This is a genomic window from Microcoleus vaginatus HSN003 (assembly GCF_022701255.1).
GTDB classification, from domain to species: domain Bacteria; phylum Cyanobacteriota; class Cyanobacteriia; order Cyanobacteriales; family Microcoleaceae; genus Microcoleus; species Microcoleus vaginatus_B.
This window is the reverse complement of the sequence record NZ_CP031705.1, coordinates 6,161,668-6,176,154: the sequence shown is the minus strand read 5'-3', so window position 1 is coordinate 6,176,154 and position 14,487 is coordinate 6,161,668. Positions and strand designations below refer to the sequence as shown.

Here is a 14,487-nt window from a genome sequence, read left to right as displayed (position 1 = left end):
TCGATCGATCGAGCTAAACTGAGGGATAATGAAAACTCCCTTTGACCGCGGCTCCTCCTAGTTTGATGTGCAACCCTATGTCTACTGTCACTTTTGGTTTGTCAACCCCTATAGCGGCAGAGCCCGGGGCATCCTACGGCAGCAGCGAACCGCCACAGCGCCCCACCGTGCGGGCAGAGTGGATCGAGGTATTGGTGAACCCTCCTTTCAGGGTGGCGGGGGACTCCCCTGGGGAGGAAAATAAGTTATTTACCTATCGCTTGCCTGCGGAACTTACCGTGCAACCAGGGGATATTTTGAGTGTACCCTTTGACAGTCAACTGTTAGGCGGGATCGCGATTCGGTTCATTTCTCAACTGCCACCAGACTTAGATCCGGCGCGGGTTAAAGATGTCGAAGATGTTGTCTGTACGGGCTTTTTCCCGCCTACTTACTCGGAATTGCTCGATCGTACTGCCACCTATTATTGCACACCTTTAATTCAAGTAATTAGAGCCTCGCTGCCGCCCGGTTTGTTAAGGCGTGCCGTGCGCCGAATTCGCTTAATTAAGGACGCTATTTCTCCGAATGCCGAAACATTTCTCAATCCCGCAGCAAATCAAATTTTACAATTGCTGCAAGCTCAAAAAAACGGCGATTACACTTGGAAATATCTCCAGGGGCAAGTCAAGGGAAGCTATCGGGGATTGAAAGATTTATTGAAACGGGGTTGGGTAGAAAGTTATTTAGAACCTCCCCATCCTCCCAAACCACAACTCAAACCTGCAGTGACATTAATTGCTAGTGCATTTGTCACAGATTTAACCAAGCGGCAACAAGAAGTATTGGAAGTTTTGAGGCGCGGTGGCGGTGAAATGTGGCTGAATGATTTACTGAGGATTTGCAGCGCGAGTCCTTCGGTTGTCAAAAAAATAGAAGAAAAAGGCTGTGTTGTTATCGATCAAAGGGAAGTGCTCAGGGGCGATCGCGGAATTTCTCAATTGCCCGATGCACCCAAAACTTTAACTCATTTTCAGGCTGAAGCCTTAGCGTTTATTAACTCTTTTTCGGGATTCCGTCAAGTGCTGCTGCACGGCGTTACAGGTTCCGGGAAAACCGAAGTGTATTTGCAGGCGATCGCCCCCATCTTAGCCAGCGGCAAATCCGCCCTCGTACTCGTTCCCGAAATCGGTTTGACACCGCAACTTACAGACAGATTCCGCGCCCGTTTTGGCGAGCAAATTTGCGTGTACCACAGCGCCCTATCCGAGGGCGAACGTTACGATACATGGCGTCAGATGCTGACTGGAACCCCGCAAATTGTCATCGGCACGCGATCGGCCATTTTTGCGCCTTTACCTCACCTCGGCTTAATTATCCTCGATGAAGAACACGACAGCAGCTTCAAACAAGACGATCGAGCCCCCTGCTACCACGCCCGCACCGTTGCCAAATGGCGCGCCGAATTAGAAAATTGTCCCTTAATTTTAGGTTCCGCAACGCCAGCTTTAGAGACTTTTGTCGGGACGCGCCGAGATTATTACTCGTTACCAAATATCCATTATTTATCATTGCCCGATCGCATTTATTCGCGCCCGATGCCGCCTGTGGAAATAGTCGATATGCGCCAAGAATTGCGACAAGGGAATCGCTCAATTTTCAGTGCTTCTCTACAAAATGCCCTGGAACAATTGCGAGCAAGACAACAGCAAGGTATCCTGTTTATTCACAGAAGAGGACACAGTACCTTTGTCTCTTGTCGGAGTTGCGGCTATGTGATGGAATGCCCGAACTGCGATGTTTCTCTGTCTTATCACCACGTCGGTGAAGGAACCGCAGAAATATTGCGCTGTCACTACTGCAACCACACCGAACGACACCCCCAAAACTGCCCGGAATGCAGTTCTCCTTACTTCAAAAATTTTGGTAGTGGCACTCAGCGAGTCGAACAGGAATTAACGAGATTATTTCCCGAATTGCGGGCAATTCGGTTTGACAGCGATACGACTAGAAATAAGGGCGATCACCGCAGATTGTTAACGCAATTTGCTAATGGGGAAGCTGACATTTTGTTGGGTACGCAAATGCTGACGAAAGGGTTAGATTTAGCTGGAGTCACCTTGGTGGGAGTTGTGTCTGCTGATGGGTTGCTGAACTTATCCGATTATCGGGCAAGCGAACGAGCTTTTCAAACATTAACTCAAGTCGCGGGCCGTGCAGGCAGAGGTGACGATCCGGGGCGGGTAATTATTCAAACTTACACTCCCGAACATCGGGTTATTCAAGCAGTTAGGCGGCACGAATATGCAGATTTTGTGGAAACAGAATTAGCAGAAAGAGCGGCGCTGAATTATCCTCCTTCGGGGCGGCTGGTTTTGTTGCGGTTAAGCAGTGTAGATGCGGCGGAAGTTGCGGTGACGGCGGTACAATTAGCGTCTGTTTGTCAGGAGTATATTGAGCGATTGTCTGTACCGGGATGTGAGTTGTTGGGGCCTGCACCTGCGGCGATTATGCGGGTCGCAAATCGCTATCGGTGGCAGATTTTGCTGAAGTTGCCTTTGGATGAGTCGGTGGATTTGTCGGATTTGATCGGATTGCGCGATCGCACCCCGCGTTCTGTTAGTTTAACTATTGATGTCGATCCGTTGAATTTTGGTTGAGGGTTATTGGTTGGGTGGGGGCGGGTTTATATAGATTGTTTGTCAGCCTCAAATATTGTTGGTAAAACCCGCCCCTACAGGCCCATCGTAGGGGCGGGTTTTACCAACCATCTATGCCGGAAACCAACAATATAATAAACCCGCCCCCGCTTGGGCGACAAATCCGAATGTAGATTTTTTTGAATGCGAGCGAAAATCAAGTTAAATTGGGTTATGGGTTGGGTGGGGGCGGGTTTATATAGATGGTGTGTGAGCCTCAAATATTGTTGGTAAAACCCGCCCCTACAGGCCCATCGTACGGGCGGGTTTCACCAACCATCTATGCCGGAAACCAACAATATAATAAACCCGCCCCCGCTTGGGCGACAAATCCGAATGTAGATTTTTTTGAATGCGAGCGAAAATCAGGTTAAATTGGGTTATGGGTTGGGTGGGGGCGGGTTTTTATAGATTGTTTGTCAGCCTCAAATATTATCTATAAAACCCGCCTCTACAGGCCCATCGTAGGGGCGGGTTTCACCAACCATCTATGCCGGAAACCAACAATATAATAAACCCGCCCCCGCTTGGGCGACAAATCCGAATCTAGATTTTTTTGAATGCGAGCGAAAATCAGGTTAAATTGGGTTATGGGTTGGGTGGGGGCGGGTTTTTATAGATTGTTTGTCAGCCTCAAATATTATCTATAAAACCCGCCCCTACAGGCCCATCGTAGGCAGGGTGGATTAATTGTGACCGGATGATTATATAATAGAACGGGCGATCGGAAGCGACCCGCGAACTCAGACTATCCTTACTCTGTGCATAGCATAATGAATTTAATTGAAGCTATTATTGCAGTACCAGACCACCGAAAGCCACGAGGAATCAGACATCCTTTATGGCTGATACTGACGATAATTTTATTGGGCAGTTGTACGGGATATTGGGGGTATAAACCCTTGGTGGATTTTACCAAAAATCATCGCGCAACTCTCATAAAACTGTTCGACCTTCCATCAGATATTCGCTTCCCATCCCACTCGACTTTTAGAAACATAATTCACTCATTAGATTTTGAGATAATTGCCGTCCTTTTTAATAGATGGGCGCAACAGAACTTACCGATCGCCCCAGGAGAATTGATGGCAATTGATGGTAAAAGCATTAAAAGCACCTCGGTAGGTGGAAATAGCTCTTACCAAAACTTTGTGAGCATGGTTTCTGTCTACAGTCACGATCGCGGCTGGGTTGTCCGACATAAAGTCATGGAAAATCAACACAGGAGTGAAATTGAAATTGTGGAAGAACTCATTAGAGAACTCTCTGGTTGTCAGATAGTAATTACAGCGGATGCGCTGCATTGTCAAAAAAAAACGCTGGCCTTAATTATTGATGGTGGTAATGACTACATAGTTACCATCAAAAAAAATCAATCAAGTTTGTTTAAGGCCGCCCAAGAATTAGTCAAATCGACAAATGCGAGCGACTCCCTTCAAGCCTCAGAACAGTTACATGGACGTACCACAACTCGCAGTACCACAATTTACCCCATACCGGCTCAATTATTACCTCTGTGGGCGGGTGCCAAATACATAATTGCGATCGTCAGAACAGGCCTGCGATGGCAAGGCAAAAAAAGTCGTCGCCGATTGGTAGATTTTAACGAATCACACTATTATTTAAGTAGTTTGGATTGGTCAGCCCGTCAATTTTCCGACGCAATTCGAGGACACTGGTTAATTGAGAATCAACTGCATTGGGTTAAAGATGTGACGTTAAATGAGGATAACTGTATTCATCGCGGCGGCAATGCACCCGCTAATTGGGCAATGGTCAGGCAATTTTTAGTGTCTCTAGCGAGGATGAGTGGTACGAATACTCTCCCCCAAGCTTTAAGATTAATGGCTAACCAAATTGAAAATATTAGCGAGTTGCTTTTCGGTTTTTTGACCCGTGACAAACCAGTTAAATACTTCGCGCTCGCGCCAGTAAATAGTCCACTTCCTTGATTTAATTTTTCGACAATAAATCCACCCTGCCTACAGGCCCATCGTAGGGGCGGGTTTCACCAACCATCTATGCCGGAAACTAACAATATAATAAACCCGCCCCCGCCCCAGGAACAAATGTTTTATGGGAACAAAATTATGAAATACGATCGCAACAAACACCACCGCCGCTCAATTCGCCTGCCAGGATATGATTATAGGACTCCCGGTGCGTATTTTATCACTATTTGCAGTTGGCAGCGCGAATGTTTATTCGGCGAAGTTATTAATGATAAAATGCAATTGAGTCCCTATGGTAAAACTGTTTTATTCAATTGGAGCCTTCTTCCCAAACGTTACCAAAACGTAGCCGTAGACAATTTTATTGTGATGCCAAATCACGTACACGGAATTATTTTTTTGAAATGCAGCCCAGAAACAAATTATACAGAATTTGATAAATTGGGGCTGAGAAAATCAAAAATTCATCCTTTGTCGGAAATTGTGCGGGGTTTAAAAACATCTTCGGGCCGGCGAATTAACCAAATGCGATATTTGACAGGCATATCGGTGTGGCAGCGGGGTTATTACGAACATATCATCCGCAATGAAGAATCATTAGTTGCCATTCGTGAATATATTGTTAATAATCCTTTGTTGTGGGGAAAAGATGAATTGTATCCTCATAATTCAGTCAAAATTAATGAATCTACTCCGCTGACAGTCCAATGGAATGGCAAATCTTATATACAGTCGATTGTCCTGTAATATTATGTCGATCGATTTGTAGGGGCGGGTTTCACCAACCCTCTATGCCTAAAAAAAAACAATATAATAAACCCGCCCCGCTTGGGCGGTAAATCCGAATCTACATTTTTTTTATGCGATCGAACATCAGGTTAATCTGGGTTATTGGTTGGGTGGGAGCGGGTTTTTAGAGATTGTTTGTATTCATCAAATATTGTTGGTAAAACCCGCCCCTACAGCCGATCGTAGGGGCGGATTTTACCAACCATTTATGTTAGAAACCAACAATCTAATAAACCCGCCCCCGCTTGGGCGACTAAGGCAAATCAGTGCTCCCCATCAGATAAAGGTCGCACTCCCGGGCCACGCCGCGCCCTTCATTAATCGCCCAAACCACCAAACTTTGTCCCCGGCGACAGTCACCAGCCGCGAAAACTCCGGGAATGCTGGTTGTATATTTTTCGTGCTCGGCTTTCACATTGCTGCGCGCGTCCCGTTCCAATCCCAGCGCATCCAGCAACGGCTGTTCCGGGCCCAGGAAGCCCATCGCTAGCAATACAAGCTGTGCCGGCAACACTTTTTCCGTGCCCGGGATGTGATTCGGAATAAACTGCCCTTTCTCGTTTTTCGCCCACTCCACCTCAACGGTGTGCACGGCTTTGACATTGCCGTTTTCGTCGCCCTCGAACTTTGTCGCCGTGGTGAGATAGCCGCGGGGGTCGTCGCCGAATTTGGCTGCGGCTTCTTCTTGGCCGTAGTCGAGGCGGTAGACTTTTGGCCATTCCGGCCAGGGATTGTTGGCGGCGCGTTCGGAGGGCGGTTTGGGCAGGATTTCAAGCTGTACCAGGCTTTTGCAGCCGTGGCGGATGGAGGTGCCCACGCAGTCGGTGCCGGTGTCGCCGCCGCCGATGATCACGATATCTTTGCCTTCGGCGGAGATGAAGTTATCGTTTGTGCTCTTGTCTAAAACTGCTTTGGTGTTGGCAGTTAAAAAGTCCATTGCGAAGTGGATGCCTTTTAATTCCCGGCCTTCGATGCCCAAGTCGCGGGGTTTGGTGGCGCCGGTACAGAGCACAACTGAGTCGTATTCTTTTAGCAGTTGTTCGGCTGGTAAGTCTTTGCCGACTTCGGTGTTGCAGACGAATGTCACGCCTTCGTCTTCGAGGACTTTCAGGCGGCGCATCACGACTTGTTCTTTGTCTAGCTTCATGTTGGGGATGCCATACATTAGCAGGCCGCCTGGTCGATCGGCTCTTTCGTATACTGTTACCCAATGACCGGCTTTGTTGAGTTGGGCGGCGGCGGACAAACCGGCGGGCCCGGAACCGATGACGGCGATTTTTTTGCCGGTGCGTTTGGCTGGCGGTTCGGCAGTAACCCAGCCTTCATCCCAGCCTTTATCGATAATTGCGGCTTCGATATTTTTAATCGTCACCGGCGGGTTGGTGATGCCGAGCACGCAAGCGCCTTCGCAGGGTGCGGGACAGACGCGGCCGGTGAATTCGGGGAAGTTGTTGGTTTTATGGAGTCTGTCTAGGGCTTCTTTCCAGAGTCCGCGATATACGAGGTCGTTCCATTCGGGGATGAGGTTGTATATCGGGCAGCCGCTTGCCATGCCGCTAATAATTGTGCCCGTGTGGCAAAACGGAATGCCGCAATCCATGCAGCGCGAGCCTTGGGTGCGGAGTTTGTCCTCATCCATTGGCAGGTGAAATTCGTCCCAGTTGTGGACTCTCTCGACTGGTGAGAGTTCGGAGGGCAATTCGCGCAAGAATTCAATAAAGCCTGTTGGTTTTCCCATAGTGGTGTTCTGGTTAGAATTTACTATTCTGTCAGTTTCTCAAAGCTGAAGCTGGCTGGCTTCTGAACTAACTATTGTGATCTAAATTGTGTGCGATCGCAGCTCAGAGTGAGCAATTCCTACCTGAAATCTTCAATATCACCGGGAGTGGGGGAATTGTCGGCAGCCGTAAAATATAGATTGACAGCAAAGAAACCGGGTTTTTTAGGGGGATTAAAGGTTTTAAAGGTTTTGATGCAGTATTTTCGTCCATCAAACCCGGTTTCTGCGTATTTTCAGCATTGCTTATTTTCGGACGATCGCACGCCACCGATAATCCCACATCTGGAAACGCTTGCGGGTTAACTCTTCGGGCCCGCAAGCGTCAACTTTGAAGCCCAGTCCCCATCAGGAGGGCTAGAAATACAATACAAAAAGTTACAGGTGTTGCAAAATATTTTTTTCAGGATATACTACTGTAACTCGGTCAGCTAAGCGGAGTTTCCTTCCTTAACTCCTAAAATAGGTAAATAAACTCATGAGCATTACAGTTCAGAACGTATCGAAACACTTCGGCTCCTTCCACGCAATTGACAACGTGAATTTGCAAATTAAAAGGGGATCTTTAGTCGCGCTGTTAGGGCCTTCCGGTTCCGGGAAATCGACTCTGCTGAGGATGATTGCGGGACTCGAACCGCCCGACAGCGGTCACATTTACCTGATCGGGGAGGATGCTACTCATCAGTCGGTGCAGGAACGGCATATCGGTTTTGTGTTTCAGCACTACGCTTTGTTCAAACACATGACTATTCGGAAAAATATTGCTTTTGCTATGGAAATTCGCAAAGTTCCTAAAGGCTCTATTAGGAGGCGGGTTGATGAACTTTTGGAGTTAGTGCAGTTGACAGGTTTGGGCGATCGCTATCCTTCCCAACTTTCTGGGGGCCAGCGGCAGCGGGTTGCTTTGGCCAGAGCTCTAGCAGTTCAACCAAAAGTGCTGCTGTTAGACGAACCTTTTGGAGCATTAGATGCTAAAGTCCGCAAAGAATTGCGATCGTGGCTGCACAACCTTCACAAAGAAGTTAACATCACCACAGTTTTTGTGACTCACGACCAAGAAGAAGCTATGGAAGTAGCCGATGAAATTGTGGTGATGAACAAAGGTAGAGTTGAACAAGTTGGCACTCCTGCTGAAATTTACGACAAACCGGCAACAGCTTTTGTGATGAGTTTTATTGGGCCTGTAAATGTGCTGTCGAATGCTGCGGGTTTGTTCGCCAGCAACGCCACAACGGCTCGCCATAATGGCGCCGCTCATTCGGACGTAGTGTTTTTGCGCCCCCACGACGTGGAAATTAAAACTAAGCCGGAGTCTGGTTTTTCATTAGCAAAAGTCAGTCGCATCATTCATTTAGGGCGGGAAATACAAACCGAGTTAGTGTTAGAATCGCAGCAGGTAGTAACAGCTTACGTGAGTCGCGAGCGCTTCGATTCTCTACAGTTAACGCGCGATCAGCACGTTTACGTCAAGCCCAAACACGCGATGACTTTCCCTGCTTATTCAATTTAAATCAGCGACTGCATCTTACTCAAAATACTATCCGGACGCTTCTACAAAACACTGCTCCCACATCGTTACCAGGCTCGTGCCTGGTAATGCTGTCTCGTGGCTCCAAACCGGAGGTAGAGCCTCCTGAAATTCATTCCCAGGCAGAGCCTGAGAACGAGAAAAACGAGAAATCCCAGGCAGAGGCTGGGAACGAGAACTAGAAAAAAGATAGGTGAAGAATATGACTGCTAACAAATTCAAGAATTTAGCAACTAGCACTTTACTTAGTTATCGCCGTTACCTCCAGGCAGGATTAACACTTTGTGCAGGATTGGGACTGTCTGCGATCGCCTCTTCAGTCGCGTACAATTGGGAATACAAATCCATGCAAGCCGAACTGCAAGACCGGCTGGACAAAATAGCTACAGACATTCAGAGAGATGTTAGCGGGAATTTAGAAATAATTCGGGCAGCAGGAACATTTTATAGCGTATTTGACGGCGTTAAAAAACCAGAAATGGAGACATTTTTGGGTTCTGCCCTCTACCGCCATCCAAGCCTGAAGGCGATCGCTTGGCTGCCCCGTGTTTCTGACTCTCCGCAATTCCTGACTGATGAAATAGATTTAGGTTTAGATCTGAATGCCCATCAGCTAGCGTTAGAAAAAGCAGCCCAAAGACAAGAAATTATCGCGACTGACCGCCAAAAATGGTCTTCACAAAATCAACCAAGCGTCTTCGTCTTTCTGCCAATTTTTAGTCAAATCTCTGCTGGCGATACCGCAGAATTGCCGCAAAAATTACCTGCTAGAAATCCAGAAAAGTTGAAAGGTTTTGCTTTCGGAATTTTGCTCATTGATGCTATTGTTAAGTCTGCTTTACAGGAAACTCAACTCAACTTTGTTAATGTGTATCTTCAAGATGCTATGGCTCCTGAAGCAGAAAGATTTCTCGCTTTTTACGAAGCAAAGACTAAAAGGATCGTCACCGACGAAAACATTAAAAATCAACTCCAAATTGGGGAAAGAGCTTACTGCCCGGATGGCAGCAGTTGCACCCGCATTCTCAATATTGAAAATCGCAGGTGGTTGCTGCAACTGCGGCTAACGCCAGAGTACATTAATCCTCTAAGATTTTGGCGTTCTTTGACTGTTTTAATTTTTGGGACAATCTTAACTTTGGCGGCGACACTTTATTTAATGAGCTTGTGGAATTATACCGCTCTCATTGAAAAAATAGCAGCAGAACGCACGGCTAAATCTCAACGGCTAGAACAAGCTTTGCAAGAGTTGCAGCAAACTCAAAGTCAACTAATTCAGCAGGAAAAAATGTCTAGTTTGGGTTTATTAGTCGCTGGTGTCGCCCACGAAGTGAACAATCCTATTAGTTTTATTTACGGCAATATCCACCACGCCAGCGCATATACTAGCGATTTGTTGGAGTTGGTAAAACTCTACCAAAAACACTATTTATACCCTCCGGCGGAAATTTTAGAGTATTTAGAAAAGGTTGACTTTGAGTTTCTCAGGAAAGATTTGCCACAACTGCTGTCCTCAATGAAAATAGGAGCAGATCGCATTGTTCAAATCGTCCAATCTTTGCGGAATTTCTCTCGCTTAGATGAAAGCGAAATGAAACCTGTTAACATCCATGAAGGCATTGACAGCACTCTGCTAATTCTGCAAAGCCGCCTGAAAGCTACAGGCGATCGCCCGCCGATCGAGATTGTTAAAAACTACAGCAATTTACCTTTAGTAGAGTGCTATGCCGGACAATTAAATCAGGTGTTTATGAATATTCTGGCTAATGCGATCGACGCCCTTGAGAGTTACAACCTCGATCGCGGGCCCAAAATAGCGAAAGCCAATCCGATCGCGATCGCCATAACCACAGAATATTTAATGCCTGACAAAATAATTGTGCGGATATCTGACAACGGCCCCGGTATGGCAGAAAATGTCAAAAAACGGCTGTTTGACCCATTCTTTACGACGAAACCAGTAGGAAAAGGGACAGGATTGGGACTGTCAATCAGCTATAAAATTATCGTAGAAAAGCACAAGGGTGCGCTGCGCTGCGATTCGACACCGGGATTGGGGACGGAATTCTCGATCGAGATTCCGCTGCGGCAAGAAGTCAGACAAGCTGTACCGTTTGTTTCGCGGAAAATATCCGAGGCAGCTTAGAAAGGGCTGGGGAAGAAAAAATTTTTTCTCATTAACTACTGTAATTCGGTCGGATTATAGTATTATATGTAAGAATGCCGCAATCAATACTGCTTTATGCAGCTTAAACCGTCGGCACTGCCGATACTGTATAACCCAAACACGGCGAGACTAAATATGTTCAGTGACTTGCAAATTATTTACGAACGCGACCCGGCGGCGCGCAACTGGCTGGAAGTATTATTTTGCTATCCCGGACTGCAAGCACTTTTTTTGCACCGGATAGCACACTGGCTTTATTCCGCTGGCCTTCCGTTTGTACCGCGTTTTATTTCCCAACTGAGTCGGTTTTTAACAGGTATTGAGATCCACCCAGGAGCAAAAATTGGTAGGGGGGTGTTTATTGACCACGGCATGGGGGTGGTGATTGGCGAAACTGCGATCGTTGGAGATTATGCTGTAATTTATCAAGGAGCGACCATTGGTGGCACGGGTAAAGAAATAGGAAAACGGCATCCAACGCTCGGAGAAAATGTAGTGGTAGGAGCCGGTGCTAAAGTTTTAGGCAATATTCAAATTGGTAATAATGTTCGGATTGGTGCGGGTTCGGTAGTGCTGCGAGATGTCCCTAGCGATTGCACTGTTGTGGGAATTCCCGGCCGCATTATCTCTCGCAAAAAGCAGGTGGAAGATGGTCAAAATTCTCAAGGTCTACCGGATTTGGAAGCTCAAGCGATTCGAGCTTTGTTCGATAGAATTAAGGATTTAGAAGAGCAGGTTGCTTTTTTGAGATCTCAACAATCTCCGCTCAAAACAACTCAATCAGAGCAAGCAGAGGTCGAAAAACATGAATTATTCCTGTCTTCTGATTTATTCATTACACAGTTTTTAGACGGTGCAGGAATCTAGTAAAGCTTTAATTTCTATAGATTTTTCCCCGCAACACTATCGTGCTGCCCTGTACGAAATAAATTTGATTCCTTCAGTAACTCGCTATGACTATTGCTTCTCTTTCCACTAAAACTTTTGATGAAACGAGCAGACATATATTTTCTCGCCGCTCGCACTTGCCCAACAGAAGCAATGCTCTGTGGCGAATTGAAACTGGAGTAGTGCGAACTGTAACGTGGCTTGAAGATGGCACAATTATCACCTTGGGATTGTGGGGGCCTGGTGATACGATCGGCAAACCGATATCAAAATGCGATCCTTTTCAAATTGAATGCCTCACTAAAGTCGAAGCAATTTTACTATCGGGCGAACGCTGGCTAAATAGAGATATTTTGCTCAATCATATTCAGCAGGCTGAAGACTTTATGCTAATTCGAGGCTACAAGAGAGTGGATTTTATGCTCTATCAACTATTAACTTGGCTGGCTAAGAGGTTTGGTTCTGAGGTAGAGCGAGGACATCTAATCGATATGATTTTAACGCATCAGGACATTGCAGAAATCATCGGTACAAGTCGCGTAACTGTCACTCGCACCCTCGGTCATTTTGAGCAGCAAGGCTTGATCGATCGTCTGCCACTCCACCGAATTATTCTACAACCTTCCGAGGTGTGGCACTACGAAATATAAAAGGTTATTAACCATTGGTAACAACTTAGAAGGGAGTAAATTTTGTCAATACTCCTTTGTATAGAAAGATAATTGAATAATAATGATAATCAAACAAGGGGGTAAAGGTGGGATAGTCTGAATACGGCGGACTATCCCACCGACAGCGATTATCATTATTAATAAGTGGTGTACTCGACTGGCGTTGGGGGCCGGCGCTGGTAGTTGGGGGCCGGCGCTGGTAGTTGCGGGCAAGCGCTGGTAGTTGCGGGCCCGCATGATAGTTGCGGGCGTTGGTATTATCAAACGATAGAATTGACAAAAAATTGAGCAATTGTGTAGGTCAGTAAATATGGCTAAGAGTCAAAAAACCAACCGTGACCATGCCAAAAAAACCACCAGACCGATGGTGGAAGACGAGGTGATTGCCTCGCAACTATCGGCATTACTTACACCAGCCATCACCTCACAAGAAAATTACTACCGTCAACTGGGTTTACGAGGGAGAATTCTTAACCTACCGTTGATGGTAGCAGCGGTATTAACTTTACTGTGGCGAGACGTGGCGGGAGTGACAGAACTCACAAGAATGCTGGCAAGAGAAGGTTTTTTGTGGTGCCGACCCACAACTGTCACTCAACAAGCAATGTCTCAAAGATTTTTAAGTTTTCCAGCTCAACTATTTGAGGGAGTCTTCAAAAATTTATTACCGAGTTTAAGAACATCTTGGCACCAGAGAAATCAACGACCCCTACCAGAAAGCATTCAATTTACCTTGCGGAAATTTTCACGAGTTTGGATAGTAGATAGCTCGACCCTCGAAGCATTATTTTGCAAGCTCAAAAGCCTGGAAGATTTGCCCAAAGGGCAGTTGGCCGGGAAAATGGCAACAGTTATAGATTTAATGACCAGGCTGCCTGTCGAAATTTGGTTTCTGGAAAATCCCAAAGCTTCTGATGTGAAGTTAGAAGAAAATATTCTGCAATTGGTTGAAGGCCAAACATTACTTTTACTGGATAGGGGTTTCTATCATTTTAGCTTTTGGCTCAAATTAATCGAACGAGAGATTCACCTAATTACTCGGTTAAAAAAAGGAGCCTCAATTAAAATCGAGCAAGTATTCACCCAGAGTTACGACCTCCGAGATAGTCTAATCCGTTTGGGTTCAGGAACCACAAAAACGCCATATATCACCTTACGTTTGATTGAGGTTCGTTCGGGTAACACCTGGCATTCTTATTTAACAAGTGTACTTGACCCTAAGATATTACCTCCCTACGTTGTGGCAGATTTATATCGCAGGCGGTGGCGAATTGAAGAAGCCTTTAATACCGTTAAAAGACTCTTGGGCTTAAGTTATTTGTGGACGGGTTCTCTCAACGGTATTCAGTTACAAATTTGGGCCACTTGGCTATTTTATGCTGTCTTGGTCGATTTAGGTGATACTGTTGCTGACCAACTCTGTTTGCCAATAGATGCCATCTCGTTAGAAATGATTTACCGCGGTCTTTACCATTTTTACGTCGCCCATCAACAAGGTAAGGCAACGGACCCGATTTCATATTTCACTTCCAGAGAAAATCAAGATTTAGGTATTGTTAAACGACAACGAAAACCAAATATTAAGTTAATTGTCGCGCCTTTTCCAGAACGACAGCGAGACCCTGAGCAATTTTTCTTTAAGGCTGCTATGGAAATCCCCTTGACAACTGCCATGCAGCCTTAACTTGTTACCAATGGTTATTAACTGTTAATAGTTTACGAGCGCCGATGTAGGTGATAGGAAGGCGGTGCCAAAAAAAAATCTTCGGTGACAATGCGATATTCTAGCAAATTCAGAGTTCTCTAGACAACAAATAATTTGTATCGAATGTGCGTTAATTAAATTTTTTCATCGACTCGTCAATGAGTTCCAAAGCAAAGCAAGGGCGACGATTGCACTTGCTTTTTTATTTGTGTTGATTTCTTTCTTCTCACTGCCAACAGATGCGATATCTCGCACCTGTTGACTGCGGTTAAGTAGGTGAGTCTGGATAAACTTAACGATGAGACAGCATATATCCGCCTACCTACTTAGCA

9 protein-coding genes are annotated in these 14,487 nt (G+C 46.0%); 8 read left to right on the top strand and 1 reads right to left on the bottom strand.

The window, feature by feature from the left end; translation table 11 throughout:
• The first annotated feature begins 77 nt into the window (after positions 1 to 77).
• From priA to D0A37_RS26400, 3 genes are all read left to right on the top strand, one after another.
• Entirely contained in the window at positions 78 to 2,639 is a 2,562-nt protein-coding gene (gene priA, locus D0A37_RS26410) for a primosomal protein N' (protein ID WP_242718985.1), read from the top strand.
• Positions 2,640 to 3,451: 812 nt separating this feature from the next.
• Complete coding sequence (locus D0A37_RS26405; protein WP_242718983.1) at positions 3,452 to 4,630, top strand: ISAs1 family transposase; 1,179 nt, start codon at positions 3,452 to 3,454, stop codon at positions 4,628 to 4,630.
• A gap of 138 nt (positions 4,631 to 4,768) precedes the next feature.
• A complete protein-coding gene (locus tag D0A37_RS26400; protein WP_242718981.1) occupies positions 4,769 to 5,377 on the top strand; it encodes a transposase in 609 nt (202 codons plus the stop codon).
• Between the two features lie 295 nt (positions 5,378 to 5,672).
• Here the strand turns inward: D0A37_RS26400 and gltD are convergent, their stop codons facing one another.
• Positions 5,673 to 7,157 carry a glutamate synthase small subunit gene (gene gltD / locus D0A37_RS26395; protein WP_242718979.1) on the bottom strand — a complete coding sequence of 495 codons (1,485 nt, stop codon included), beginning with the start codon at positions 7,155 to 7,157 and terminating at the stop codon, positions 5,673 to 5,675.
• Between the two features lie 517 nt (positions 7,158 to 7,674).
• On the opposite strand from gltD, the gene D0A37_RS26390 reads away from it, so the two are divergent.
• The 5 genes from D0A37_RS26390 to D0A37_RS26370 all read left to right on the top strand — a co-directional run bounded on the left by D0A37_RS26390 (position 7,675) and on the right by D0A37_RS26370 (position 14,134).
• On the top strand, positions 7,675 to 8,706 hold the full coding sequence (locus D0A37_RS26390; protein WP_242718977.1) for a sulfate/molybdate ABC transporter ATP-binding protein: 1,032 nt from the start codon (positions 7,675 to 7,677) through the stop codon (positions 8,704 to 8,706).
• Between the two features lie 220 nt (positions 8,707 to 8,926).
• Positions 8,927 to 10,870 carry an ATP-binding protein gene (locus D0A37_RS26385; RefSeq protein WP_242718975.1) on the top strand — a complete coding sequence of 648 codons (1,944 nt, stop codon included), beginning with the start codon at positions 8,927 to 8,929 and terminating at the stop codon, positions 10,868 to 10,870.
• 156 nt (positions 10,871 to 11,026) lie between these two features.
• The gene (gene cysE, locus D0A37_RS26380) at positions 11,027 to 11,758 is read left to right on the top strand and encodes a serine O-acetyltransferase (RefSeq protein ID WP_445242563.1); all 732 of its coding nucleotides are present in this window, start codon (positions 11,027 to 11,029) and stop codon (positions 11,756 to 11,758) included.
• A gap of 86 nt (positions 11,759 to 11,844) precedes the next feature.
• Positions 11,845 to 12,429, top strand: a complete 585-nt coding sequence (locus D0A37_RS26375) for a Crp/Fnr family transcriptional regulator (RefSeq protein WP_242718970.1) — start codon at positions 11,845 to 11,847, stop codon at positions 12,427 to 12,429.
• A gap of 385 nt (positions 12,430 to 12,814) precedes the next feature.
• Positions 12,815 to 14,134, top strand: coding sequence for an IS4 family transposase (locus tag D0A37_RS26370; protein WP_242725472.1), 1,320 nt, complete (start codon positions 12,815 to 12,817; stop codon positions 14,132 to 14,134).
• The last annotated feature ends 353 nt before the right edge of the window (positions 14,135 to 14,487 follow it).